Below are 23,957 nucleotides of genomic sequence, written 5' to 3' on the forward strand. Positions count from 1 at the left end.
CGGGGTCGGCAGCCGGGGTGCCTTCGGCTGTGACGGCTGCGGGCTCGTCCTCGGCGGGGGTGGCCTCGGTCGTGGCGGCGGCCGCGGTGGCCTTGGGGCCGCTCTTGGGAGCGCCGGCCTCGGTCCGCCCCTCGGCGGGGTCGGCCGCCGGGGTGCCTTCGGCTGTGACGGCTGCGGGCTCGTCCTCGGCGGGGGTGGCCTCGGTCGTGGCGGCGGCCGCGGTGGCCTTGGGGCCGCTCTTGGGAGCGCCGGCCTCGGCCCGCCCCTCGGCGGGGTTGGCCGCCGGGGCGTCCTCGGCCGTGACGACCTCGGGCTCGTCCTCGGCGGAGGCAGCCGGGGCGTCCTCGTCGGCGGTGGCGCTGGGCTCGTCCTCGGCAGCGCCGGCTACCGGGGCGTCCTTGGTGGCGCGGGCCTTGGGCTCGTCGGTGGCGGCCGCCGCGGCAGCGCCCTTGGGGGCGCCCGTGGCCCCGGGCTCGCCCGTGGCGCCGGTGGCCTTCGAAGTGCTGCCCTTCCCGCCGTCGGCGGTCCCGGTGGCGTCCTGCGCACCGTCGGCCGCCTTCGACGTGCCCTCGGCGACGCCGGCTGCCCGCTCGGTCACCGACTCGGTACCCGGCCTGCCCGCCACGGCCACGTCGTCGGCCGCGCCGGCACCCCCGGCCTCGCCCGTCGGGGCGTCCTTGCGCCCGCCGGCCGGCGTCTTGGCGCCGGGCCGGGCCTTCGCGCCGGTCCGCGCGCCTCCCCGGCCCCTGGAGGCGGGCCGAGCGCCCGCCCCACGCTTCGGGGTGGCCTTCGCCGCAGTACCGGCCGCAGTCCCCGCCGCAGCACCGGCCTCGGCGTCCGGCGCACCCGCCGCGTCCGTCCCGGCATCCGCGTCGGCGCCAGCGTCGGCCTTCGCCTCCGCACCGCGCGAGGCGGGGGCGTCCTGCGTGTCAGGGCCGGGCTTCGGGGTCTTGGCCCCGCGCACCCAGGACGACACCGCCGTACGCAGCTCGGTGTCCTCCTCCGGGGCCGCGGAGGCCCCGGACGCCGGTTCCGCCGGTTCCGCCGGCTCGGTGGCCGCGCCGGCCCGTGCACCCCGTACCGACAGGACCCTCGTCGCCGTGTCCACGCGGCCGCCGCCCGAGGAATCCTTTTCCCGGGAGGCCGGCACGCGCGGATCGCGCGCCTCGGGAACCGGACCCGTGCTCCCCGACGTCGGTTCCGCCGACGACTCGCGCTGCTTCGACCTGTCGGGGGACTCGCCCGCCACCGATGCCTCCTCCATGCGCCGCGCGCCGTGGGCGCGCCCTGTCCGAACCATGTACCAGTGTCCTGTGTGAGGGCTTGGCCCCTGCGGTAGACGAGAACGACATACCTGCCGGTTCCCTCACCAACCGGTCACGCGCCCTCGACAGACCAATGTGAGAGGGGTCACCCTGTCATTCATCCACGCGGGGAGGCATGGATGGGCAGGAGCCGCAGAACACTTCCGGAGGAGCTTCTGTTGCTCGCTTTGGACCCGGCCACGGGTACCACTGCGCAGCCGCAGTCGCTCGACCTCGGTCTGGCCGGTGCACAGCTAGTGGAGCTGGCGCTGGCCGGACGGATAGCCCCAGACGGGGATCGTATCGCCGTGGTGGTGCCACGGCCGACAGGAGATCCGACTCTGGACTGCGCGTTGGAGTTGCTGCGAAGGCGTGGCGCTCCGGTACGTGCCGTCCACTGGATCGGCGGGCCGCGCCTGGGGCTCCGCCAGACCTACCTCTCGCATCTGGAGAGGTGCGGCATGGTGCATGCCGTGGCCGGCCAGATGTGCGGGGTGCTGCCGACGACGCGTTATCAGGCGACCGACAACGAGATCAGCCGGGAGATCCGGGCCCGGCTGGACTCCGCGATCCGCACCGGCGTACCGCCGGACCCGCGGACCGCGGCGCTCGCCGCGCTGGCGCACGCCGTCGGGCTCGGCAAGCACTTGTATCCGGGGAACGAGGGACGCTCGTCCCGCTCCCGGCTACGGGACCTGATCCGCCACGACCCCATGGGCGGACTGGTCGCGCACGCCGTGATGGACGTGCAGAACGGTGCGGGCGCGCAGCCACGCCGAGGCCCGGCCCCGGCCGGCCGACAGACCGCGCCCGGCGTCCGGTCCGCGCCGGAACCCGCGAACGGGGTTCCGATGCAGCCGCACCACGGTTCCATGGCGCGTGCCGTGGCCCACTGAGCCGCAACACCGGTTGCCCCGGACCCGGTTCGGGAACCGCTGGTCCGAGCGGGGCGGTGAGACCCTTGTGGTCCGCCGCCCCGCTCGGCTGCGTCCGGGTGCCCCGGCGGCACCCCCCGCGCCGCATATCCACCGTTTCCCAGCGGTGGAAAGCGCCTTGGTGGCAGTCTGCTGAACAGCAGATACGGAAAGTCAGGCAACAGGCACGCAGCCGGAGGTGCACGTCCCGTGGCGTCCAATGTCAATCCCACCGTCAGGCGGCGCCGGCTGGGCCAGGAGCTGCGCAGGCTCCGCGAGCTCAAGGGCATGACGGCCGAAGAGGTGGCGGAGCGGCTGCTGGTGTCGCAGTCGAAGATCAGTCGGCTGGAGAACGGCCGCAGGAGCATCAGCCAGCGCGACGTACGCGATCTGTGCGGGGTGTACGAGGTCGAGGACCAGCGGATCGTCGACTCGCTGATGGAGATGGCCCGGGACTCGCGGCAGCAGGGGTGGTGGCACACCTTCGGGGACATCCCGTACAGCGTGTACATCGGCCTGGAGACCGACGCGGAGTCGCTACGGGTGTACGAACCCCAGCTGGTGACGGGCCTGTTGCAGACCCGGGCCTACGCGGAGGCGCTGGTGCAGGGCGCGTTGCCGGAGACGTCGACGGCGGAGATCGAGAAGCGCGTCGAGGTGCGGATGCGGCGACAGGAACGCATCACCGCCGAGAACAACCCGCTCCGGTTGTGGGTGGTGCTGGACGAGGCCGCCCTGCGCCGGGTCGTGGGCAGCAAGCTGGTGATGCGGGAGCAGCTGGAGCATCTCATGGAGATGTCCCAGCTGCCGCACGTCACCGTGCAGGTGCTGCCCTTCGAGGTGGGCGCCCATCCGGGCCTCAACGGCCAGTACGCCATCCTGGAGTTCGCCGACACGGCCGACTCCAGCGTGGTCTACCTGGAGGGCGTCACCAGCGACCTGTACCTGGAGAAGGCGCCCGACGTGCAGAAGTACGCCGTGATGTACGAACATCTGCGGGCACAGTCCCTCAATGTGGAAGCTTCCCGGCAGTACATCGCGGATGTGGCGAAAACGTACGCCGACTGAGTCGGTCGCGGTGAGGGCGCCGGATCGTACACCGCTGGTCCACTCCAGTGGAAGACTCAACCGGAATATGCCATCCGGTCGAGTGAACGGCTCCTCCAGCGGCGGCAGTTGCCCGGTAGCGTCGATCACGCCAAGCAGCCGACATGGTTGGCGTGAACCGCACTACCGCAACTCGCAACAACAGGAGTGGACATGGCACTGATTCAGGGCGCTTCGGAGACGTGGATGAAGTCCTCCTATTCCGCGGGCAACGGCGCCTGCGTCGAGGTCAAGTCGCCCACCGCCGCCGAACTCGCCGTCCGCGACTCCAAGGACCTCCAGGGCCCGGTCCTGGCCTTCCCCGCCACCGCGTGGAACGCCTTCGTGGCCTCCGTCAAGGCGTGAGGGGCTCCCCCTGACCCTTGTCCGACCACCGCACACGCACCACCGGAAGAGCCCTCTCGACCAGTCGCCGTCCTAGCCGAGAGGGCTCACGCCCCACCCCCGTTCCCCGCGGAGCGCGGCAGCCGATACGGAAGCCCCGCTCCCAGCCGGTCGTACAGCCACAGCGCCTCGCGCGACAGCCGGGCCCGAGCGGCGAACGCGCCGATGCCGGGCAGTCCCTCACTCACGGCGCGGCCCCCTCGGTCACCGACTCACCGGCTCACCGGCAGGGCACCGGGACCGGTGCCGGGGCCCAGCGGCCGTCACACGCTCGGCTCAGCCGAGCTGCGCCTCGATGGCGGCGGTCACCTCGTCCGACTCCGGCTCGGTCTGCGGCGAGAACCGCGCGACGACCTGTCCGTCCCGCCCGACCAGGAACTTCTCGAAGTTCCAGCGGATGTCCCCGCTGTGCCCTTCGGCGTCGGCGAAACCGACCAGCCGCTCGTACAGCGGGTGCCGGCCCGCGCCGTTCACCTCCACCTTCTCGGTCAGCGGGAACGTCACGCCGTACGTCGCCGAGCAGAACTCCGCGATCTCCTCGGCGCTGCCGGGCTCCTGCCCGAGGAACTGGTTGCAGGGCACGCCCAGCACGGTGAAGCCCCGCTCGGCATACCGCTCGTGGAGCTTCTCCAGCCCCGTGTACTGCGGGGTCAGCCCGCACTTCGAGGCCACGTTCACGATGAGCACGGCCTTGCCCTCGAACCGCGGCAACTCGGCGGAGGCACCCTGGAGGGCCCCGATCTCGACATCCAGCACGGAACCGTTGTGGTCAGTAGTCGTCATGAGCGGATGCTAGCCCCTGCCCTACAACCGCCCCTCACCGTCGGGCACCGGCGCGGGAGCCGGGACTTCGGCAGAAGCCGAGGGCGTGGCCGCGGTCGGGACCGGCCCCGGGGCCGGGGGACGCTCCTCCCCGGACTGCGCCGGCACCTCGTGACCGGCGCCGCCCATCTTCTGTGCGGCCCGGTCGAAGTACCGCAGCAGTTCAACCGGGAACGGCATCACGAGCGTCGAGTTCTTCTCGGCGGCCACCTCGACGACGGTCTGGAGCAGCCGCAGCTGCATCGCCTCCGGAGTGTCCGACATGATCCGGGAGGCGTTGGCGAGCTGCTGCGCCGCCTGGAACTCGCCGTCCGCCGTGATGACCCGGGCCCGCCGCTCCCGTTCGGCCTCGGCCTGCCGCGACATGGACCGCTTGAGCGACTCGGGCAGCTGTACGTCCTTGATCTCGACGCGGTCGATGTGGACACCCCAGCCCGCGGCCGGACTGTCGATCATCAGGGCCAGCCCCTCGTGCAGCCGCTCCCGGTCGCTGAGCAGGTCGTCCAGGTCGCTCTTGCCGATGATGGACCGCAGGGAGGACTGCGCCACCTGTCCCACCGCGAAGACGTAGTCCTGCACCTCGATCGCCGCGCGCACCGGATCGGTGACCCGGAAGTAGACGACGGCGTCGACCTTCACCGACACGTTGTCCCGGGTGATGCCCTCCTGCGTCGGCACCGGCATCGTCACGATCTGCACGTTCACCTTGCGCATCCGGTCGGCGAACGGGATCAGGAAGGTGATGCCCGGCTGCCGGTGGCTCGGCAGCGCCTTCCCCCACCGGAACACCACCCCGCGCTCCACCTGGTTGACGACCCGCATCCCGCCCTTCAGCACGAGCAGCAGAATCCCGACCACGGCCACCACTGCCACGACGGTGCCGTCCATGGCACTCCCCTCTCCGACGCGTCCCTGACAACAGGGAGGACACCGTGACGGGGCCGGTGGATGCGGCCCACGCGTCAGGGAATCGTCAAGAAGGCCGGACGGGTCCTCACGTCCGGGAGGTGTCCTCCGGCTCGGTGTCGGCGAACTCCCACCAGGCCAGCGGCAGCCAGTCCCCGTCGACGAAACCGTCGACGGAGCCTCCGGTGCCCCGTATGGTCACCGCGGTGCCCACCGGATAGCTGGTGCCGGACAGTCCTGACACCGGGACGAGCAGCTTGCCGAGACGTCGAGTCAAGGTCCTTGATCCTTTCCGAAGGGTAGGGAAACAGGACTTCGCAGCCCTTAGGTGCAAATCATTTCATCATGCGCCAGTCTGGAATATGAGGAAACGCACAGAAGGTCGGTCGCGCTGCGCCCACCGAGCCCGTTTCCGCGATGGAGGGCGAGCTTTCCGCAGCCACCGTTCCCAGGCGTGATCGAGCAGACACACTCAGTGGAGGCGCTCGACGATGAGGGCTGTCGTGTACAAGGGACCGTTCGAAGTAGCGGTCGAACAAGTGGAAGACCCCCGCATACAGCATCCGAACGACGTGATCGTGCGCGTCACGTCGACCGCCATCTGCGGCTCGGACCTGCACATGTACGAGGGGCGTACCGCCGCCGAGGCCGGGATCGTCTTCGGCCACGAGAACCTCGGGGTCGTCGAGGAGGTCGGCGAGGGGGTGACGGCGCTCAGCCGCGGCGACCGGGTCGTCATGCCGTTCAACGTCGCCTGCGGCTTCTGCAAGAACTGCGTGGCGGGCCTCACCGGCTTCTGCCTGACCGTGAACCCGGGCTTCGCCGGTGGCGCCTACGGCTACGTGGCCATGGGCCCCTACGTGGGCGGACAAGCGGAGTACGTGCGGGTGCCCTACGCCGACTTCAACTGCCTGAAGCTGCCCGAGGGCACCGGGAAGGAGACCGACTTCGTCCTGCTCGCCGACATCTTCCCCACCGGCTACCACGGCAACGAACTGGCCGACGTGCGCCCCGGCGAGAGCGTCGCCGTCTACGGCGGCGGCCCGGTCGGCCTGATGGCCGCGTACTCGGCGATCCTGCGAGGCGCCGGCAAGGTGTTCGTCGTCGACCGGGTGGCCGAGCGGCTCCAGAAGGCCGAGGAGATCGGCGCCGTACCGGTCGACTTCACGCAGGCGAACCCGGTCGAGCAGATCCGGGAACAGACCGGCGGCGAGGGCACGGACAAGGGCATCGACGCCGTCGGCTACCAGGCCCAGGCGGGCGGCGAAGGACGCGAGGAGCCGGCGACCGTACTGAACTCGCTGGTGGAGACGGTCCGGCCGACGGGCGCCCTGGGCGTGCCGGGCCTGTACGTCCCGCGTGACCCGGGCGGACCGGACGAGCAGTCCAAGCAGGGCATGCTGATGGTCGCCATCGGGCGGCTCTTCGAGAAGGGCCTGCGCGTGGGCACCGGCCAGTGCAACGTCAAGCGCTACAACCGGCAACTGCGCGACCTGATCATCGAGGACCGCGCACGGCCCAGCTTCGTCGTCTCCCACGAACTGCCACTCGAAGAGGCACCGACGGCGTACGAGAAGTTCGACAAGAGGGTCGAGGGCTACACCAAGGTCGTTCTCCACCCGCAGGCGTGAGCGCGCCGTGACACGACCCGGCTCGCCGGGCCAGGCACACACGAACGGCACGGCACCGGGAACGCCGAAGGGCCGGTCCCGGGAGGAAACCCCTCCTGGAACCGGCCCTGACTCACCTCGCCCGCTGCTCCCGGTGCGGAGCCAGGATCACCGTCAGTCGACGTCGACCCGGCCGTCCTTCGGCTTCTGCTGCTTGTTGGAAGCCAGCTGGAGCAGGCCGCCGTCCTGGTTGGCCTCGCCGCGACGGCCCTCGGAGCCCGGACCGTTCAGGTTCTGCCGGACCGAGTCGAGGATGGTCAGCCCCTGGGAGACCAGACCGGCGGCGATCTCACCGAGGCCGTCCGCGCCGTTCAGGACGTTGACGTTGGCGCCGGCGAGGCCGCCGGCGGCCTCCTTGACGATCTGCGGGAGCTGGTCGATCAGCATCCGGTCGAGCGCGACCCGGTCGTACGAGGCCGCCGCCTCCGCCTGGATCTTCATCCGCTGCGCCTCGGCGGCCGCGAGGATCCTGACCCGCTCGGCCTCGGCCTCGGCGGGCTTCACGATCTCCGCCACCAACTGCTGCTGACGCAGCTGGGCCTGGCGCTGGGCGAGCTCCGTCTGGGCGGCGAGCACCTCCTGCTGGGCGTCCGCCTGGGCCAGCGGTCCGGCCTGCGAGGCCTTCGCCTGGGCGCGGTCCACCTCGGCCGAGTACTCGGCCTTGACGATGGCGGTCTGCCGGGCGTACTCGGCCTGCTCGCGCGCCGCCGCCTGCTCCGCCTGGGCCGCGGCCTGGGTGGCCTGCGCCTGCGCGATCTGGGCCTGCCGCTGGATGGCGGCCTTGTGCGGCGCGGACATGGCGTCGATGTAACCGGTGTCGCCGTCGTCGATCGACTGGATCTGGAGGGAGTCGACGGTCAGACCGATCTTCGCCATCTCCGTCTTCGAGGTGTCGAGCACCTCCGCGGCGAGCTTCTGCCGCTCGGTGACGATCTCCTCGACGGTCATCGAGCCGATGATGGCCCGCAGATGACCGGCGAAGATCCGGCCGGTGAGCACGGACATCTGCTCCTGGTCGGAGAGGAACCGCTGGCCGGCGTTGATGATGCTCTCGTGGTCGTTGCCGACCTTGAAGGCGATGACCGCGCGGACGTGCAACGCGATGCCCTGTCTGGTCACACACGTCTCGGTGACCTCGGACTCACACATGGACAGGGTGAGGAAACGAACCTTGCGGAAGACCGGGAGCACGAACTTCCCGTGCCCCGTCACCACCCGGAACGGCGCACCCCCCAGACCCCGCCTGCCTCCCGAGATCAACATCGCCTCGTCGGGGGCGGGGACGCGGTATCCGAACATGCCTGTACTCCTCAGCCGGCGCCGGCGGTGTTCTCGCCGAGCGCGTCCAATGGATCCACCCACTCGATGACGCCTACCTCACGGCATCCACGCGATTCGATCACGAGCACCGTCGCGCCCACCGCCAGGGGGTCCTCCGACCAGGCGAGGAAAGTCTCGGACCCACCCCGGACCCGCACCAGGACCTCGCCGGGACCCGCGGACCCGCGCGTCCCGATGAGCACCTTGCCCGTGCAGCCGATCACGGCCTCGTCCTGCGGCATCACCGGCCGTCCTCCTCGCCCTGGCCCATGATTCCGACGATAGCCCCACCCCGCCCCCGACCCAATGGCCAGGAGCCCCCACACTCCCCGCGACCGGCCCCCCCGGCGACGCACGATCACCCCGCGATCCGCCCACCAGAGGCACCGACACCGCACTTGATCACCACCGGATCGCGCGGCAGCAGAGGCACTCCCGGACGCGTCGCCGCACACCCCCGCGTCTTCGCTACCTTCAGCGCTCTGGCTTCGGCCCCGCAATACCGACGGCCGCCTCTGCCGCTGCGGCACCCACCACGACCAAGACGACGACGCTCCTGGGGCCCCGCTCGGTTCGGTGTCATCCAGCGCACCCGCACTGGCCCGCACACCTGGTTCTGCCGGCCGGTCGGCAGTCCGGCGGCGCGTCGGCGGTGGCGCCACCTGCACCTCAATGCGTGGCCACAGAGCATGGCGGCCTCGCTGGAGCCGTCGGTATCGCAGCCCACGGCGTCTCGGTCCCGCCTGTCGAGGTACATGTCCATCAGACGGCGGCCCCGCGTCGTGTGGCGCTCGGAGGCTACGGGTGGGCGCCGGCGCCCGACAGCCGGCGTACTCCATCCAGGCTGAGGCAACGGCTCGGCAGGACGGCGCGTCCGCATTCCGTTCCTGCCCGGGCTCTAGGCTCGGTCCGTGGAGCAGCCCGAGCAGCGCGCCGAGGGCGCGGGACCGTTCACCACCCGGCTCACCTGGCGCCTTCCCGGCGGCGGCACCGCCGTGTGGGAGTCCCGGCTCGCCCGGCGGCGCGGAGTGCTCGCCGTCCGTCCCCTCGGTGCGACGGCCACCCGGCACACCCGTGCGGACGCCGTTGCCCTCACCCGGCTGCGCAGACTCAACGTCATCGCCGCGACCGCCTTCGTCTTCGGCGGGGCCCTCTTCGCAGCCGGCGCAGCCGTCGCCCAGTTCGGCTCCGGCGACGCCACCGAGTGCGCCTCGATCTACTTCGCGGGCGGCCTGTTCTTCAACACCGGCGGGTACGTCTCGCTGCTCCAGGTGATCAACGCACCCCGTCACGTCACCGGCGGCGAGGGTCGGCTGGTCACCCGCCGATGGCGATGGTGGGCCTACGAGCCGACGCGACTGGACTGGCTGAGTACGTTCGTCCTCTTCACGGGCACGCTGGTCTTCGCCGTCAACCTGCTGGACTCCTTCCTGCGGGGTTTGACCGTCCAGCAGGTCAACCGGCTGGTCTGGGCGCCCGACGTGATCGGCTGCGTCCTCTTCCTGGTCTCCGGCCACCTGGCCGTCGTCGAGATCTGCCACGGCCGGCCCTGCGTCCGCCCGCGCAACCTCGGCTGGTGGATCGTCGCCGTCAACCAGCTCGGCTCCGTCCTGTTCATGATCTCAGCGCTCGCCGCCTTCACCCGCCCCGCCACCGGCAGCCTGGTCAACGCCGGCATTGCCGACTGCGGCACTCTCACCGGCGCCCTGTGTTTCTCCCTCGGCGGCCTCCTCCAACTCGGCGAACACCCATAGCCCTGATGGGCGAGGTGGTGCCGAGCAACAGCCCTCTCGTACCGGCGCCGGGCCGGCTCGTCCTTCGTGGGCACATCACACAGCTCCCCACTGTGCCCGTCGCCCGTGTGTGCCATATGCGTGCTGCGATGGCGAAGGCCTTCCCGTCCACCGGAGGGAAGGGCCTCTGAAGAGGTGTTTCTCTGTGCCCCCGGCAGGATTCGAACCTGCGCCACCCGCATGAGGAGTTCGATCAACCGGGCGCTACAGCGTGCTGCGGTAAAGGGTGCGGTGGCGTAGCGGGCCGCTGGGGACCGTGGGCGTACGCCGTCGTTGATGTCAGCTGTGGATGTCACGCAGGGCGAGGCACGATGCTCACCGCGCGGTAGTCGTACCCGTCCTGCTTGAAGCCAGGGGCTTCCCACGTGAGGTCGACCTGCTGTCCGGGCGACAGCGTGCGGAAGCCGGCCGCCTGGATGTCGGAGTAATGGCCGAAGCAGCCGCCGGGGGTATCGGGGGAGTCGAGAACGCCCCACCCTTCCTCGTCGTCCCACTCGCGGACAGTGGCAGTCACCATAGACGGCACCCTACGGCCCCCCTTCGCCCACGCGCCTGGTACCTCAGCTTGGGAAGAATGATCATCGTGGAGAAGGGCTACGCCGGTCGTCGCCCCCGAACGTGGGTAACCCTCACCCGCGAAGGCGCGCAAGCCTTGGACGCCGAACTCCGTGCCCTAAGCGCACTCGTGCTACACCTTGAGGCGCCCCGTCCCATGCCCGCCACACGCGACACGTGATCACCGCTTCAGGGGCGAGGATGGCCGATCATAGGCGTGACCTCCGGATGCCCTGGCTTGGACAGAGCCTGGCGGGCTCTCCCCCGCGGGCCAGGGTTCCCCGTGAGTCCCCTCCGTTCTGGCACGAAAGCGGCACGGCCGTACGTGGTGCCTCGGACTCGGGCTCATGGGTGGGGAGGCCTATGGCGAACAAGAGCGGTGCGGAGCGGGGTGCCGGGTGCGCGTCTCGTCAGACCTTCTCGACTCGCACGGAGCGGCCCGTGAGAAGTCGATGCAGGTCGTCGGTGTCCGAGGTGAAGACGGTTGCCTGGGCTCCCTGCGCGGCTTCCCGTGCGGCCACGGCCGCCAGAACGGCGTCGATGGCGTACTTGTGCCCGTGCAGGCCGGCGGTCTTCAGCATCTCCCGTGCGGTGGCGATCACCTGGTCATCCGTGTGCACGATGCGGATCCGGGACAGCGTCCAGTTCCACAGTGCCTGCCTCGACGTGTCGCGGGGATCCCATGCCTCCAAGGTGGCGAGCGCCGAGGTGACGATGGGGATGTCGAGCCGTGGAGCCGTTTTGACCAGCGAGGCCATCTCCCGATCCCCCTGAACCGCCTTGGAAAGGGCTTCGGAGCCGAAGACGAAGACACGTTGTCGCGGCTGGTGCAGCTTTGCTCGGGCGGTGCGGCTCACGCGGCCGCACCGGGACGCGATCGGTGCTCGTCGTGCCAGCCGTCGATGGCGGCGATGCGGTCCAGCGCTGCCTGCTGCTCGTCGTCCGTCACCGGCCCGTGCTCTTCCTCAAGGCGTTCGGCCAACTCGCGCAGCCTGTCCATGGCGTCCTGGTGGGCGGCGGCGGCCGCGATGTAGCCGGACACCCCTCGCGAGTCGACACGCTCCTTGATCGATTCGACGAGTTCTTCCGGCACGGTGATGGTGATCTTCCGAGTTGCCATACTTTGAGTATGCCGGGTTCCGGATGGCGCGGCCCGGCTTCCTCCGCGACCCGGACCGGAAGTCCGTCGGCGTCCTCGTCCAGGGCCACCGGCTTCGGTCATCGCCAGGCGGTCAGAGGTATCCGGTACTCCGGGTGATCCGATGAAGGCCGGCCCCTGCTCCACTCCTGACGCTCGGGCGCGTACCCGTGGACGACGTGGCGACAGTCGTCCGGCACGGCGCCCGAAATGACGAAGGGCCGACTCCGGAGAGAAGCTCTTCCGGGCCGGCCTTTTCGTTCGTGCCCCCGGCAGGATTCGAACCTGCGACACCCGCTTTAGGAGAGCGGTGCTCTATCCCCTGAGCTACGAAGGCGTGGGTGGGCGTCCTGGTGGGCGCTCGGTCCACAGGGTACCGGATCGGGGCCGGTTGGGGTGGGGGTGGTTGATCGGTGGGGCGGGGTTCCGGATGATCCGCGTCCGGCGCCGGCATGCGTCCGGAAGGACATGCGCTCACCCCCGGGTTATCCGTATCCGGTAGTCGCCCTCCTCGTCCCTGTTCAGGACCTGGACGGTTATCCGGTGGCGGGGGTCCTTGAAGGTCTCGCCCGGGGCGAAGGGGGCGTCGGAGAGTTCCGCGTGGACGTTGGGGCTGCGGGTGCAGCCGCCGCTGGCACGGTGGCTGTCGTAGACGGTGACCGGGCCGCGGCCGGTGTCGACCGTCGCGTCGACCTTGTAGATCAGCAGGCCCGGGCGGCACACCACCTCGTCGTTGCCGCCCTGGGCGCGTATCTCCAGGGCGTAGGCGCTGCGCGCGGTGACGGGGACCAGGATGAGTTTGCCGCCGCCGGTCTTGTAGAGCGGGGACAGGGTGTAGTCGACGCTGCCTCGGGCCGCCGCGCAGCCGACCTGGCCGCCGTCGAGCCAGCCGAGTTTCCACTTGTGCCAGCCGAGCAGGTCGTTGTCGGCGCCCCAGTCCTCGCTCATGATGTCCCAGTGGCCGACCGCGCCGCCGCCCTCCTGGGTGTACAGGTCGGGCAGGCCGAAGGTGTGGCCGTTCTCGTGCGGGAGCACCCGGAAGCCGGTGCGGCCGTAGGAGCCGGAGCCGTCGTCCTGGCGGGAGTAGACGAAGGACGCGTTGGCGACGCGGACGCCGTCGGCGATCGGGGCGTCGCTGTTCCCGGCGAAGGTCACGGACAGCACGGTGTCCAGGGCGGAGGGGCCGGCGTTCGGGGTGACGAGCACGTTGAGGAGGTCGTAGTCGCGGAAGTCGACCGTGGGGTCGGCGGCGGCCACGATGTCCTGGACCAGGCGCCGGTAGCCGGGGTCGAAGGGGGCGCCGCGCTCTATGCCGTACGCCCGGAAGGTCTTCGGCATCCTCAGCCAGCCGGTGACGGGGGTCTCGGGGCGGTAGTCGAGGCGGCCGTACGAGGAGGTGCGGAACCACTCCTGGGTCTGCGGGAAGAACTCGTGGTAGCGGTCCATGGCGCTGCCCTGGCCGGGTGCGTCGGGGAAGTCGATCATCAGGGTCAGGGCGCGGACCGTGCCGGTGGAGCGGGAGTAGCCGGGCGGGGTGGGCAGGCCCTCGGTCATCTGCACCCCCAGGCCGCCGTGGACCATGCACGGCAGGAGCGCGGAGGTGCGGGCCAGGCCGATCGGTCCGGCGGTGGTGGGCGCCGTCAGGTGTCCGGTCCCCGCCGAGGTGCTGACCGCGAGGGTCAGCACGGTCACCACGGCGAGGGCGGCCGTACGGCGCCGGCGTATGCGCCGGCGGGGTGGCTGCGGCTGCATACAGGGACCTCCGCTCCACGGCAGCCCCGGTCTCCGGCTGCTCCCTTGCGATCACCCTGGGGCGGTGGTGGGCCGGGCGCGCGTTGGAGGAGCCGAGCGGGGGAATGCCGGGCCGCGGAGGGGTGAAACCCGGGCGGAGGGTGAGTGTGGCTCAGGTCACAGGAATTTTCGGGAAGGCGGGAAATAACCGGGGAGGCCCTCCCCGTTTAGTCCTGTGTCTGAGCGAAACGGGGAGCGGCTCCCCGGATCGGCCGCCACGGCCCTGCGAGAGCAACAGCACGGCCCGTGAGACCGACAGCACGGCACGGCATGACCGCCCGTACGGCACGGCACGACAGCAGCAACAGCACCGCACCATCGCAGTACCACCGATCGGGCCCCGCGCCCCATGGACCCAGAGGAATACACCGTGACGGCCACGACCGCCTCCACCGCGCGCAAGGTGACCCGGCCCCGGGCCGACGCCCTGCGCAACCGGGAGCGGATCGTCACCGCCGCCCAGGAGATGTTCGTCGAGCACGGGCCGGACGTGCCGCTCGACGAGATCGCCCGCCGGGCCGGCGTCGGCAACGCCACGGTGTACCGGAACTTCCCCGACCGGGACGCCCTCGTCCGCGAGGTCGTCTGCACCGTGATGGACCGTACGGCCGAGGCGGCCGAGCGGGCCCTCGCGGAGTCGGGGGACGCCTTCGCCGCCCTGGAGCACTTCGTGCACACCGCCGCCGACGAGCGGATCAGTGCGCTGTGCCCCATGGTGTCCAGCACCTTCGACCAGCACCATCCCGACCTGGAGGCCTCCCGCAAGCGCATCGAGCAGCTCGTCGAGGAGGTCATGGGCCGGGCCGTGGCGGCCGGGCAGCTCCGGTCCGACGTGGGGGTGGGGGACCTGCTGATCGTCGTGGCCCAGCTGAGCCGGCCCCCGGCCGGCACGGACTGCGTCCGTGGCGACCGCTTCGTCCACCGTCACCTGCAACTGTTCCTGGACGGCCTTCGGGCCCCCGCCCACTCCGTCCTGCCCGGCCCGGTCGTGAGCATCACCGAACTGCGCGGCTGCTGACGCCGCCGCCGCTCCACCCGGCCGCCCGGCCGGACTGAAGCAGCTTCCCGACGGTGGCAGCGCTGCCACCGTTCAGCCGACGCCTCCGCCGCCGACTCCCGTTTTTCTCCTCCTGGTCACGTTTTCTCGCCATTTTTCCGTTGGACCCGTCTTTTTCCGTCACGAAGTACCGAAGTGGGTATCCCCATGTCAGAAACAGCCCTCAAGGCTCCCGGCATCGCCGTGCCACACGGTGATGCCAACCGCTGGAAGGCGCTCGTGTTCATCGCGCTCGCCCAGCTGATGGTCGTCCTGGACGCCACCATCGTGAACATCGCGCTGCCCTCCGCCCAGCAGGACCTCGGCATATCCGACGGCAACCGGCAGTGGGTCGTCACGGCGTACGCGCTCGCCTTCGGCGGTCTGCTGCTCTTCGGCGGCCGCATCGCCGACCTGTGGGGCCGCAAGCGCGCGTTCGTGCTCGGGCTGGGCGGGTTCGCCGCCGCCTCCGCGCTGGGCGGCGCCGCCACCACCGGCGCCATGATGTTCGGCGCCCGCGCCCTCCAGGGTGCGTTCGGCGCGCTGCTCGCCCCGGCCGCGCTCTCCCTGCTGGCGGTGATGTTCACCGACGCCAAGGAGCGCGCCAAGGCGTTCGGCATCTACGGCGCCATCGCGGGCGGCGGCGGTGCCGTCGGCCTGATCCTCGGCGGTTTCCTCACCGAGTACCTGGACTGGCGCTGGACCTTCTTCGTGAACGTCCCGTTCGCCGTCGTGGCCGCGGCCGGCGCCTACTTCGTGATCCGTGAGCCGGAGGGCGGCCGCAACCGCTCCCCGCTCGACATCCCCGGCGTGATCCTGTCCACGCTCGGCCTGGTCGCCCTGGTCTACGGCTTCACCCGCGCCGCCTCCGACGGCTGGGGCGACAGCGTGACCGTCGCCATGTTCGTGGCGTCCGCGGTGCTGCTGGTGACGTTCGTGATCGTCGAGGCCCGGGTCAAGGCCCCGCTGCTGCCGCTGCGCGTGGTGACCGACCGCAACCGCGGCGGCATCTACCTCTCCCTCGGCCTGGCCATCATCGGCATGTTCGGCCTGTTCCTCTTCCTGACCTACTACCTCCAGATCGTGAAGGGCTACTCGCCGGTCAAGACGGGCTTCGCGTTCCTGCCGATGGTCGCCGGCATGATCACCGGCTCGACGCAGATCGGCACCCGGCTGATGACCCGCGTCCCGGCCCGCCTGCTGATGGGCCCGGGCTTCCTGGTCGCCGGTCTCGGCATGCTGCTGCTGACCCAGCTGGAGATCGGTTCCTCGTACGCCGGTCTGCTGCTGCCGGCGATCGCGCTGCTCGGTCTCGGCATGGGTACGGCGTTCATGCCGGCGATGTCCCTGGCCACCCAGGGCGTCCAGCCCCGGGACGCCGGTGTGGCCTCCGCGATGGTCAACACCTCGCAGCAGGTGGGCGGCGCGATCGGCACCGCCCTGCTGAACACGATCGCCGCCTCGGCGACCACCTCGTACGTCAGGGACCACATCGCCGGTGCCTCCGCCAAGCCGCAGGTCGAGCTGGTGAAGCTCCAGGGCATGGTGCACGGCTACAGCACGGCGATCTGGTTCGCCGTCGGCATCCTGGGCCTGGCGTCCCTGATCGCGTTCACCTTCGTCAACGCGGGTCGTCCGGGTACCACCACGGTGGCCTCCGGTGAGGGCGTCGAGGACGAGCTGCCGGTGCCGGTGATCGCCCACTGACGGTCCCGCCGCCCGCCCCGCTCCGGTACGCGTGCCGGCGGGGCGGGGCGGGCCCGCGCTCGCTGCGCCCCGCCGACCGGGGGGTCGGGTCAGCGGAGCCAGGGCAGGTCCGCACCCGCCTCGTCGGGCTGGAGGCCCTCGGCGACGATCTCCATGATCTCGCCGAGGGCCTTCTGCTGTGCCGGCGAGAGCCGCTCGAACAACGCCTGCCGTACGGCGGCCACATGGCCCGGCGCGGTGCGCCGCAGCACTTCCTGGCCCTCGTCGGTGAGCACGGCGAACTGGCCGCGCTTGTCGGAGGGGCAGTCCTCGCGCCGGACCCAGCCGTTCTTCTCCAGCCGGGCGATGGCGTGCGAGAGGCGGGAACGGGTGATCTTGGCCTGCATGGCCAGCTCGGTCATCCGCAGCCGGCGGCGCGGGGCCTCGGCGAGGCCGACGAGGAGGCCGTAGTAGATGTGCGGCATGCCCGCGTCGCGCTGGAGCTGCCGGTCGAGGTGGTCCTCCAGCAGGGTGGTGGCGTGCAGGTACGCGCGCCAGACGCGCTGTTCCTCGTCGGTGAGCCAGCGGGTCGGTGCGGCGGTGTCCGGTGCCGTGTTCATGGGTCCACTGTACGAGTCGGCTTCTTGAAACTTAAACAAGTCGGGCGTATGGTCGGCCCTAGAGCTTGAGAGTTAAAGTAACTGGGCTCGGGGGTCCGCGGCCGCGTCCGGCTTCCGCACCCGCAGCCCCTGGACCGACCGGAGCCGCCGACATGTCCGTCACCGCCCCGGGGCGCATGCCCGCCCTGTACCTCAGCCACGGCGCCCCGCCGCTCGCCGACGACCCCGTCTGGCCCGGCCAGCTCGCCGCATGGTCCGCCGCCCTCCCGCGCCCCCGGGCCGTCCTCATGGTCTCCGCCCACTGGGAGGAGGCCCCGCTCGCCCTCGGCGCCGTCGAGACCGTCCCCCTCGTCCACGACTTCTGGGGCTTCCCGGAGCACTACTACCGGGTGCGGTACGACGCCCCGGGCGCCCCCGCGCTCGCCGACTCCGTCCGCAAGCTGCTGCGCGCCCCCGGCATCCCGGTGCAGGACGTCCCCGACCGCGGCCTCGACCACGGCGCCTACGTCCCCCTGGTCGAGATGTTCCCGGACGCCGACGTGCCCGTCCTCCAGATCTCCCTGCCCACCCTGGACCCGGTCCGCCTGATGGACATCGGCCGCCGGCTCGCCCCGCTGCGCGACGAGGGCGTGCTGATCGTCGGCTCCGGGTTCTTCACCCACAACCTCGCCGCCCTGCGCCACACCGGCCCGGGCGTGCCGAGCTGGTCGTCCGAGTTCGACGACTGGGGCCGGCGTGCCCTGGAGGCCCGCGACTGGGACGCCCTCCTCGACTTCCTGGACAAGGCCCCGGCCGGCCGTTACGCCCACCCGCGCACCGAACACTTCGCCCCGCTCTTCGTCACCATGGGCGCGGCGGAGGCGGACGGCGAGCTGGACACGCAGCGGTCGGTGATCGACGGGTTCTGGATGGGAATGGCGAAGCGGTCCGTGCAGTTCGGCTGAGGGGGACGGCGGGGCGGCCGGTTCCCCCGGCCCGGCTACAGCCGTTTCTCGTACCAGGCCACGTCCCAGTAGCGGCCGAACTTGCGCCCGACCTCATGGAAGGTCCCGACGCGCCGGAAACCGAAGCGCTCGTGGAGCCGGGTGGACGCCTCGTTGGGCTGGGCGATGCCCGCGTAGGCGCGGTGCACGTCCTGCCCGGCGAGGGCCGCGAACAGGGCGTCGTAGAGCAGGGTGCCGATCCCGCGCCGGCCCAGGGAGCCCCCCTTGACGGCGTCGGGGGCGAGGTACACCGAGGTCTCCACGGACGTCGCGTAGGCCGGCTTGGGCCGGTGCGGGCCGGACGTGGCGTACCCCAGGACCCGCCGCGAGTCCGCGTCCGTGGCAACCATCAGCCGGTGCGGGCCGTCTTCCGGGTGGGAGAGCAGCCAGGGGAGGCGCTCCTTGGGCGTGAGGGGCACGGTGTCGAATGTGATCGCCGTCTCACGCACGTAGTGGTTGTAGATCGCCGTGAGGCTCTCGAGATCCCTCTCGATCCCCGTCCTGACCTGCACCTCGGCGGACTCCGACGGCATCTCGCCTCCTCGCGTGGTGGCACAGGGTACTGCATGATCAGAAAAATCGGGGGGCGGGTTGGGAATTCTGTCCGGATTCCAGTCGTTGTTTCCCACGGATGCAGGGCACTCGGAGAGAGTCCCAGAGACAGTCCCCGGAGTGCTGAGCGTTCACCAGGACCACCCGCCAGCCCACCACCGCAAGGGAGCACGCATGGCAACCCGTGCCGTCGCCCGTCGTAAGTCCGCCACCGGCGAGACGGCCGACTCGGCAAGCAGTGTTCGCGCTCATGGCGGCGAGATCGCAGACCGCGACCTGGTCGGCATGTACCTCGACGAGATCGCGCGCACACCGCTGCTCGACGCCGCCAAGGAAGTCGATCTCTCGCAGACCATCGAGGCGGGTGTGTTCGCGAGGCAGGTCCTCGACGGCTACGAGCAGACGAAGGCGAAAGCCAGCCGCGAGGAGCTGGAGACGCTGGTCGCCGAGGGCGAGCGGGCCAAGGACGTCTTCATCCGTTCCAACCTTCGGCTGGTCGTCGCCGTCGCCCGGCGCTACCCGCGCAGCGGCCTGCCCCTGCTGGACCTGGTCCAGGAGGGCAACGCCGGCCTGGTGCGCGCCGTGGAGAAGTTCGACTACCGCAAGGGTTTCAAGTTCTCGACGTACGCCACCTGGTGGATCCGCCAGGCGATCACCCGCTCGATAGCCGACCAGTCCCGCACGATCCGGCTCCCCGTCCACCTCGTGGAGGAGCTGGGCCGCATCCGCCGCGTCCAGCGCGAGTTCAACCGCGAGAACGGCCGTGACCCGGAGCCGGCCGAGATCGCCGCGGAGCTGGGCTCGACGCCCGAGCGCGTCATCGACGTCCTCGACTGGGCCCGCGACCCGGTCTCGCTGAACATGTCGGTGGACGACGAGGGTGAGACCCAGTTCGGCGACCTGCTGGAGGACACCTCGGCGGTCTCCCCCGAGCAGTCCGTCATGACCCTGCTGCGCAGCGAGGAGCTCGACGACCTGATCGGCCGCCTCGACCAGCGCACGGCCTCCATCATCAAGATGCGGTACGGCATCGAGGACGGCCGCGAGCGCACCCTGACCGAGGTCGGCAAGGAGCACGGCCTGACCCGCGAGCGGATCCGCCAGATCGAGAAGCACGCTCTCCTCGAACTGAAGAAGTTGGCCCGCGACACGGGCTTCGACGCGGCGGCGTAGCGCGGCCGGAGGCGGGGACGGGGTCCGCCGGACGTACGGCGCGGTGAGGTGCCGGGTACGGCCGGGTGCGGTGGGGTGCGTGCCCGGGCGTACGCCGACACGGCGAAAACGGCGTACCGGACGTACGCCTCCCGCGCGGCGCGCACGCCCGTGGCGAAAGACGGCGCAAACATGGCGTAGTCCGATCGCTTCAACCACGGAGCCCGAGGGAACAACCCATGCGGGCCCTCCAACGGGCCTCAGGACCGCACTCCCCACCCCCACGGCACCGCTCGCCCGGCTGATCCCGGCCGGCGCCACGTGAACCACGTCCCGACGCAATCCCCCCCCGGCGCCGGGACTTCCCCGCCGGGCTCCGGCGCCCTCCCCCCCCGGGCGTCCGGAGCCCGGCTTTTTCGCGCCTCTCTACCGTGATCCGACGGGCGCCCTGGGATGTCGCGCGGGGTGCCGTGCTCGTACCGGGCGGATGCCGCGCGGGGTGCCGGACAGGCGCCGGACGGGTGCCGTACGACGGCGGTCGGAACGCCTCGTCGCCGCGCCCGTCGACTGCCGTACCGGGCGCCCGGGCACTGGAACGGCGGCCCACCCCGTACCTGAACACCGGGGTGGACCGCCGGATGGCAGATTCTGTCACACGGGCATAGCCTGCCGGGATGAGCACCACCCCCACCCCCGCCCACCAGCCGTTTTCCGCCTCCCCGCCGGTGTCGCTCGTCGAACGCCGCAAGGCCGAGACCCGGATGGAGATCGCCCGGGCGGCGGCGGCCCTCTTCGTCCAGCGGGGTCTGCGCGCGACCCGCGCCGAGGACATCGCCCAGGCCGCCGGTGTCGCACCGCGTACGTTCTACCGCTACTTCGCCACCAAGGAGGAGGCGGTGGCCCCGCTGTACGCGGCCGGCGCCCAGCGCTGGACCGAGGCGGTCCGCACGGCCCCGGCCGACCTCGGCCTCCCGGACGCCCTGGAACACGCCGTCCGGCACACCCTCACCCCCGGCGCCGGCGTCTCGGCCGCGTCCTGGGAATGGGTCCGCACCCTCATCCGCCTGGCCGACACCAGCCCGGCCCTGCGCAAGGTCTGGGCCGAGGTCTGCCAGGCGTCGGAGCGGGCGCTGGCCGAGATCCTCACCTGCCGCGCACCGGCCCGGGGGACACCCGCCGAACCGGCGCCGGATGCGGAGGGTCCGGTGGCGGTCACCCCGGACCTCCGGTTCGCCGCGGCCGTGGCCGGTTCCGCCGTCCGCGTCGCCGTGGAGTGCTGGGCGGCCACGGGTGCCGGACCCGGCGGCCCGCAGGGCCCGGCAGCCCTGGCCCTGCGCCACCTGGCGGCGGTACGGGGCTTCGGCTGGGGCGGGGAGGAGGGGGCCGGGGATCGCGGCGGCGACGCGGGGGCGGCCGGCTGAGGTGGGGGCGGAGGGGCGGTGCCTCAGGGACCGTTCAGGGTTCCGCTCGGGGTTTCGCCCGGAGTCTCGTGCGGGGTTCCGTCCGTGGCCCGGCTGAGGCGTCCGGCCAGCTCACGTGTCCGCTCCACCAGTTCCGCCGGGCCCCGCACCGTGAACTCGCACCCGACCATGGCCAGCCGCACCGCCAGCCACTCGACCGGGCCGCCGGTGGTGCCGCGCAGGACGCAGCCGCCCGCGCCGTCGTCCTCGGGCGTCCCGGCCCACGCCGGGATCCGCGCGCCGACCAGCTCCGCCGGGGCGGCGAACCGCACGTCGAACGCGTACGTCTCCTGGTGCCCGTGGATGGACTGCCGCAGATACTCGGCGGCACTCCCCGCCGGCAACTCCCTGGGCGCGAACCGGGCCCCGGTCGAGAACGGCCGGCTGACCCGGTCGACGCGGAACGTCCGCCAGTCGCCCCGGTCGAGGTCGTAGGCGACCAGGTACCAGCGGCGCCCGGTGGACACCAGCCGGTGCGGCTCGGTCAGCCGATGGGAGGCGCTGCCGTCCTTGTCGCGGTAGGCGAACCGCAGTCGTTCCCGGCCCGCCACGGTCGACGCCAGCGCGGTGAGCGTCTCCGGCGCGATGCTCGGCCCGTCCCCGCTGGTCAGCAGCGTCGTCGCGGCCTGGAGCGTGGACACCCGGTGGCGCAGCCGGGCCGGCAGCACCTGTTCGAGCTTGGCCATGGCCCGTACCGACGCCTCGTCCACCCCTTCCACGGCGTGCCCGGCGCCCGCCCGCAGGCCCACGGCGATGGCGACCGCCTCCTCGTCGTCCAGCACCAGCGGCGGCATGGCCTTGCCCGCGACCAGCCGGTACCCCCCGTCCGCGCCCTTGGTGGCCTGTACCGGGTACCCCAGTTCGCGCAGCCGGTCGACGTCCCGCCGCACGGTGCGCCGGGACACCCCGAGCCGCTCGGCCAGCTCACCGCCGGGCCACTCGCGGGGCGTCTGGAGGAGGGAGAGGAGCTGGAGCAGGCGGGCCGGGGTGTCGGTCGTCATGGGAACAGGATGCCGTGGATATAGGACACGATCTGACCTACTGGGGCTCTAGCCTGCTCGCATGACCTCGATCGACCGCAACGCCGACAAGACCCGCGGCACCGGTACCGCAACCGGCCCCGGCACCGGCCCGCTCCCACGCACGCCCGCGGTGGCCGGTGACAGGACCCGCTGGCTGGCCCTGGCCATCGTCATGACCGCGGCCTTCATGGACCTGGTCGACGTGACGATCGTCAACATCGCCATCCCGTCCATCCAGCGCACCGCCCACGCCTCGGTCAGCCAGATCCAGTGGATAACCGCCGGCTACGCCCTCGCGTTCGCCGCCGGCCTGATCACCGGCGGCCGGCTCGGCGACATCCACGGCCGCAAGCGGCTGTTCCTGATCGGCGTCGGCGGCTTCACCCTCGCCTCCGCCCTGTGCGGCTTCGCCGCGAACCCGGAGATGCTGGTCGCCTCCCGGATCCTCCAGGGCGGCATGGCGGCGCTGATGGTGCCGCAGGTGCTGTCGATCGTGCACGCCACCTTCCCGGCCCACGAACGCGGCAAGGTCTTCGGCCTGTTCGGCGCGATCGTCGGTCTCGGCGCGGTCTCCGGTCCGCTGCTGGGCGCGCTGCTGACGGAATGGAACCTGTTCGGCCTGGAGTGGCGGCCCATCTTCCTCATCAACCTGCCGGTCGGCATCGTCTCCTTCCTCCTCGGCCGCCGCTTCATCACCGAGTCGCGCGCCCCGAAGGCCCTGAAAGTCGACCTCGTCGGTGTCGCCCTGGTCACCCTGGGCCTGCTGATGCTGCTCTATCCGCTCACCCGCGGGCGCGAGCTGGGCTGGCCGCTGTGGGGGTACCTGTGCATGGCGGGCGCGCTCGTCGTCTTCGCCGGTCTGGTGGCCTACGAGCGGCGCAAGGCGGCCCGGGACGGTTCCCCGCTGATCGAGCTGTCGCTGTTCCGCGTGAAGAGCTTCGCCGCCGGCATCGCCGTGCAGACCGTCTTCGGTGTCGCGCTCGGCATCTTCTTCCTGGTCTGGACGCTCTACATGCAGATCGGCCTGGGCTGGAGCCCGCTGCGGGCCGGGTTGACCGGGGTGCCGTTCTCCATCGCCGTGTCGGTGGCGGCCGGGCTGTCGGTGCAGCAGCTCGTCCCGCGGTTCGGACGGGGGGTCCTCCAGGCCGGCGCGCTGCTGATGGGCGCGGGCGTGCTGCTCTACCTGTGGGAGGCCCACCACTACGGCCTGGCCATCGCGTCCTGGCAGATGGCCCTGCCGCTGGTCGTGATGGGCGCCGGCATGGGGCTGATCGTCGCCCCGCTGACCGACGCGGTGCTCTCGGAGGTGCCGCGTGAGCACGCCGGTTCCGCGTCCGGGCTGATCAACACCGTGCAGCAGATGGGCAACGCGCTCGGACTGGGTCTCGTGTCGGTCGTCTTCTTCGGGGAGATCGGCGACCGGTTGCCCCTGGACCAGGTCGGCCCGGCCTTCGTCCACGCCTTCCAGCATGCCCTGTGGTGGGTCGCCGGGATCATGGGCGCGATCTTCCTGCTGATGTCCGCCCTCCCCAAGCGCCCGGCGCAGCACCTGGAGGGTGCCGAGGAGGACGCCGTCGAGGGCGGCGCGGGACAGGCGCCGGTGACGGAGCCCGAACTGGTGCCGTGAGCACGCGCACCGTGCGAGCCGGGCGCGCCGGGCCTCCTCCGCCAGCCCGGTGAGGTGCACGCTCATTCGCTGTACGACCGATCGCGGGCCCGGTACCGACAGGTGCCGGGCTTCG

25 protein-coding genes, 1 tRNA gene and 1 pseudogene are annotated in these 23,957 nt (G+C 71.5%); 12 read left to right on the forward strand and 15 right to left on the reverse strand.

Features of this window, described 5'->3' with window-relative positions; translation table 11 throughout:
* Positions 1–1,108: pseudogene (locus ACIQVT_RS15285) on the reverse strand (hypothetical protein); the annotation flags it as partial.
* Positions 1,109–1,444: 336 nt separating this feature from the next.
* Here ACIQVT_RS15285 and ACIQVT_RS15290 point away from each other — a divergent pair.
* The 3 genes from ACIQVT_RS15290 to ACIQVT_RS15300 all read left to right on the forward strand — a co-directional run bounded on the left by ACIQVT_RS15290 (position 1,445) and on the right by ACIQVT_RS15300 (position 3,670).
* A complete protein-coding gene (locus tag ACIQVT_RS15290; RefSeq protein ID WP_403752411.1) occupies positions 1,445–2,200 on the forward strand; it encodes a GPP34 family phosphoprotein in 756 nt (251 codons plus the stop codon).
* 228 nt (positions 2,201–2,428) lie between these two features.
* A complete protein-coding gene (locus ACIQVT_RS15295) occupies positions 2,429–3,286 on the forward strand; it encodes a helix-turn-helix domain-containing protein (protein WP_403752414.1) in 858 nt (285 codons plus the stop codon).
* A gap of 192 nt (positions 3,287–3,478) precedes the next feature.
* Entirely contained in the window at positions 3,479–3,670 is a 192-nt protein-coding gene (locus ACIQVT_RS15300; RefSeq protein WP_121788261.1) for a DUF397 domain-containing protein, read from the forward strand.
* Between the two features lie 86 nt (positions 3,671–3,756).
* On the opposite strand, the gene ACIQVT_RS15305 is transcribed toward ACIQVT_RS15300, so the two are convergent.
* The 4 genes from ACIQVT_RS15305 to ACIQVT_RS15320 form a co-directional block, all read right to left on the reverse strand.
* Complete coding sequence (locus ACIQVT_RS15305; protein ID WP_403752418.1) at positions 3,757–3,897, reverse strand: hypothetical protein; 141 nt, start codon at positions 3,895–3,897, stop codon at positions 3,757–3,759.
* Positions 3,898–3,985: 88 nt separating this feature from the next.
* The gene (locus tag ACIQVT_RS15310; RefSeq protein WP_403752421.1) at positions 3,986–4,492 is read right to left on the reverse strand and encodes a glutathione peroxidase; all 507 of its coding nucleotides are present in this window, start codon (positions 4,490–4,492) and stop codon (positions 3,986–3,988) included.
* 21 nt (positions 4,493–4,513) lie between these two features.
* The gene (locus tag ACIQVT_RS15315) at positions 4,514–5,419 is read right to left on the reverse strand and encodes a slipin family protein (protein ID WP_403752423.1); all 906 of its coding nucleotides are present in this window, start codon (positions 5,417–5,419) and stop codon (positions 4,514–4,516) included.
* A gap of 106 nt (positions 5,420–5,525) precedes the next feature.
* Entirely contained in the window at positions 5,526–5,714 is a 189-nt protein-coding gene (locus tag ACIQVT_RS15320) for a hypothetical protein (protein WP_403752426.1), read from the reverse strand.
* Between the two features lie 214 nt (positions 5,715–5,928).
* On the opposite strand from ACIQVT_RS15320, the gene ACIQVT_RS15325 reads away from it, so the two are divergent.
* A complete protein-coding gene (locus tag ACIQVT_RS15325; protein WP_403752429.1) occupies positions 5,929–7,068 on the forward strand; it encodes a glutathione-independent formaldehyde dehydrogenase in 1,140 nt (379 codons plus the stop codon).
* A 153-nt stretch (positions 7,069–7,221) separates the two neighbouring features.
* On the opposite strand, the gene ACIQVT_RS15330 is transcribed toward ACIQVT_RS15325, so the two are convergent.
* On the reverse strand, positions 7,222–8,406 hold the full coding sequence (locus ACIQVT_RS15330; RefSeq protein ID WP_403752432.1) for an SPFH domain-containing protein: 1,185 nt from the start codon (positions 8,404–8,406) through the stop codon (positions 7,222–7,224).
* 11 nt (positions 8,407–8,417) lie between these two features.
* Positions 8,418–8,669, reverse strand: a complete 252-nt coding sequence (locus ACIQVT_RS15335; RefSeq protein WP_403752435.1) for a hypothetical protein — start codon at positions 8,667–8,669, stop codon at positions 8,418–8,420.
* Between the two features lie 669 nt (positions 8,670–9,338).
* On the opposite strand from ACIQVT_RS15335, the gene ACIQVT_RS15340 reads away from it, so the two are divergent.
* Complete coding sequence (locus ACIQVT_RS15340) at positions 9,339–10,181, forward strand: hypothetical protein (RefSeq protein WP_403752438.1); 843 nt, start codon at positions 9,339–9,341, stop codon at positions 10,179–10,181.
* 331 nt (positions 10,182–10,512) lie between these two features.
* On the opposite strand, the gene ACIQVT_RS15345 is transcribed toward ACIQVT_RS15340, so the two are convergent.
* Positions 10,513–10,737, reverse strand: a complete 225-nt coding sequence (locus tag ACIQVT_RS15345) for a cold-shock protein (RefSeq protein ID WP_403752441.1) — start codon at positions 10,735–10,737, stop codon at positions 10,513–10,515.
* 57 nt (positions 10,738–10,794) lie between these two features.
* Between ACIQVT_RS15345 and ACIQVT_RS15350 the strand changes: the two genes are divergently transcribed.
* Positions 10,795–10,956, forward strand: a complete 162-nt coding sequence (locus ACIQVT_RS15350) for a transcriptional regulator (RefSeq protein WP_403752444.1) — start codon at positions 10,795–10,797, stop codon at positions 10,954–10,956.
* A 229-nt stretch (positions 10,957–11,185) separates the two neighbouring features.
* Here ACIQVT_RS15350 and ACIQVT_RS15355 read toward each other — a convergent pair whose 3' ends face one another.
* From ACIQVT_RS15355 to ACIQVT_RS15370, 4 genes are all read right to left on the reverse strand, one after another.
* The gene (locus ACIQVT_RS15355) at positions 11,186–11,632 is read right to left on the reverse strand and encodes a hypothetical protein (RefSeq protein ID WP_403752447.1); all 447 of its coding nucleotides are present in this window, start codon (positions 11,630–11,632) and stop codon (positions 11,186–11,188) included.
* A complete protein-coding gene (locus tag ACIQVT_RS15360) occupies positions 11,629–11,895 on the reverse strand; it encodes a hypothetical protein (RefSeq protein ID WP_403752450.1) in 267 nt (88 codons plus the stop codon). The genes ACIQVT_RS15355 and ACIQVT_RS15360 overlap by 4 nt, the downstream gene beginning before the upstream one ends.
* A gap of 282 nt (positions 11,896–12,177) precedes the next feature.
* Positions 12,178–12,250: transfer RNA gene (locus ACIQVT_RS15365), tRNA-Arg, on the reverse strand.
* A 137-nt stretch (positions 12,251–12,387) separates the two neighbouring features.
* Entirely contained in the window at positions 12,388–13,665 is a 1,278-nt protein-coding gene (locus ACIQVT_RS15370; protein WP_403752453.1) for a M6 family metalloprotease domain-containing protein, read from the reverse strand.
* Positions 13,666–14,053: 388 nt separating this feature from the next.
* Here ACIQVT_RS15370 and ACIQVT_RS15375 point away from each other — a divergent pair, with 388 nt between their 5' ends.
* Both ACIQVT_RS15375 and ACIQVT_RS15380 read left to right on the forward strand, forming a co-directional pair.
* Complete coding sequence (locus ACIQVT_RS15375) at positions 14,054–14,722, forward strand: TetR/AcrR family transcriptional regulator (RefSeq protein WP_403752456.1); 669 nt, start codon at positions 14,054–14,056, stop codon at positions 14,720–14,722.
* Between the two features lie 186 nt (positions 14,723–14,908).
* On the forward strand, positions 14,909–16,447 hold the full coding sequence (locus ACIQVT_RS15380) for an MFS transporter (protein WP_403752459.1): 1,539 nt from the start codon (positions 14,909–14,911) through the stop codon (positions 16,445–16,447).
* Positions 16,448–16,536: 89 nt separating this feature from the next.
* On the opposite strand, the gene ACIQVT_RS15385 is transcribed toward ACIQVT_RS15380, so the two are convergent.
* On the reverse strand, positions 16,537–17,046 hold the full coding sequence (locus ACIQVT_RS15385; RefSeq protein WP_403752463.1) for a MarR family winged helix-turn-helix transcriptional regulator: 510 nt from the start codon (positions 17,044–17,046) through the stop codon (positions 16,537–16,539).
* 152 nt (positions 17,047–17,198) lie between these two features.
* Between ACIQVT_RS15385 and ACIQVT_RS15390 the strand changes: the two genes are divergently transcribed.
* Positions 17,199–17,990, forward strand: a complete 792-nt coding sequence (locus ACIQVT_RS15390) for a dioxygenase (protein WP_403752466.1) — start codon at positions 17,199–17,201, stop codon at positions 17,988–17,990.
* Positions 17,991–18,025: 35 nt separating this feature from the next.
* Here the strand turns inward: ACIQVT_RS15390 and ACIQVT_RS15395 are convergent, their stop codons facing one another.
* Positions 18,026–18,562, reverse strand: a complete 537-nt coding sequence (locus tag ACIQVT_RS15395; protein WP_403752469.1) for a GNAT family N-acetyltransferase — start codon at positions 18,560–18,562, stop codon at positions 18,026–18,028.
* A gap of 193 nt (positions 18,563–18,755) precedes the next feature.
* Between ACIQVT_RS15395 and ACIQVT_RS15400 the strand changes: the two genes are divergently transcribed.
* Together ACIQVT_RS15400 and ACIQVT_RS15405 are read left to right on the forward strand one after the other, a co-directional pair.
* Positions 18,756–19,754, forward strand: a complete 999-nt coding sequence (locus ACIQVT_RS15400; protein WP_403752472.1) for an RNA polymerase sigma factor RpoD/SigA — start codon at positions 18,756–18,758, stop codon at positions 19,752–19,754.
* Positions 19,755–20,407: 653 nt separating this feature from the next.
* The gene (locus ACIQVT_RS15405; protein WP_403752475.1) at positions 20,408–21,154 is read left to right on the forward strand and encodes a TetR/AcrR family transcriptional regulator; all 747 of its coding nucleotides are present in this window, start codon (positions 20,408–20,410) and stop codon (positions 21,152–21,154) included.
* A 23-nt stretch (positions 21,155–21,177) separates the two neighbouring features.
* Here the strand turns inward: ACIQVT_RS15405 and ACIQVT_RS15410 are convergent, their stop codons facing one another.
* The gene (locus ACIQVT_RS15410; RefSeq protein ID WP_403752478.1) at positions 21,178–22,194 is read right to left on the reverse strand and encodes a helix-turn-helix transcriptional regulator; all 1,017 of its coding nucleotides are present in this window, start codon (positions 22,192–22,194) and stop codon (positions 21,178–21,180) included.
* A 61-nt stretch (positions 22,195–22,255) separates the two neighbouring features.
* On the opposite strand from ACIQVT_RS15410, the gene ACIQVT_RS15415 reads away from it, so the two are divergent.
* The gene (locus ACIQVT_RS15415; protein ID WP_403752481.1) at positions 22,256–23,842 is read left to right on the forward strand and encodes an MFS transporter; all 1,587 of its coding nucleotides are present in this window, start codon (positions 22,256–22,258) and stop codon (positions 23,840–23,842) included.
* Positions 23,843–23,957: the final 115 nt, after the last annotated feature.

Origin of the sequence: Streptomyces sp. NPDC100445 (assembly GCF_044759735.1) — a bacterium.
Classification (GTDB): Bacteria; Actinomycetota; Actinomycetes; order Streptomycetales; family Streptomycetaceae; genus Streptomyces.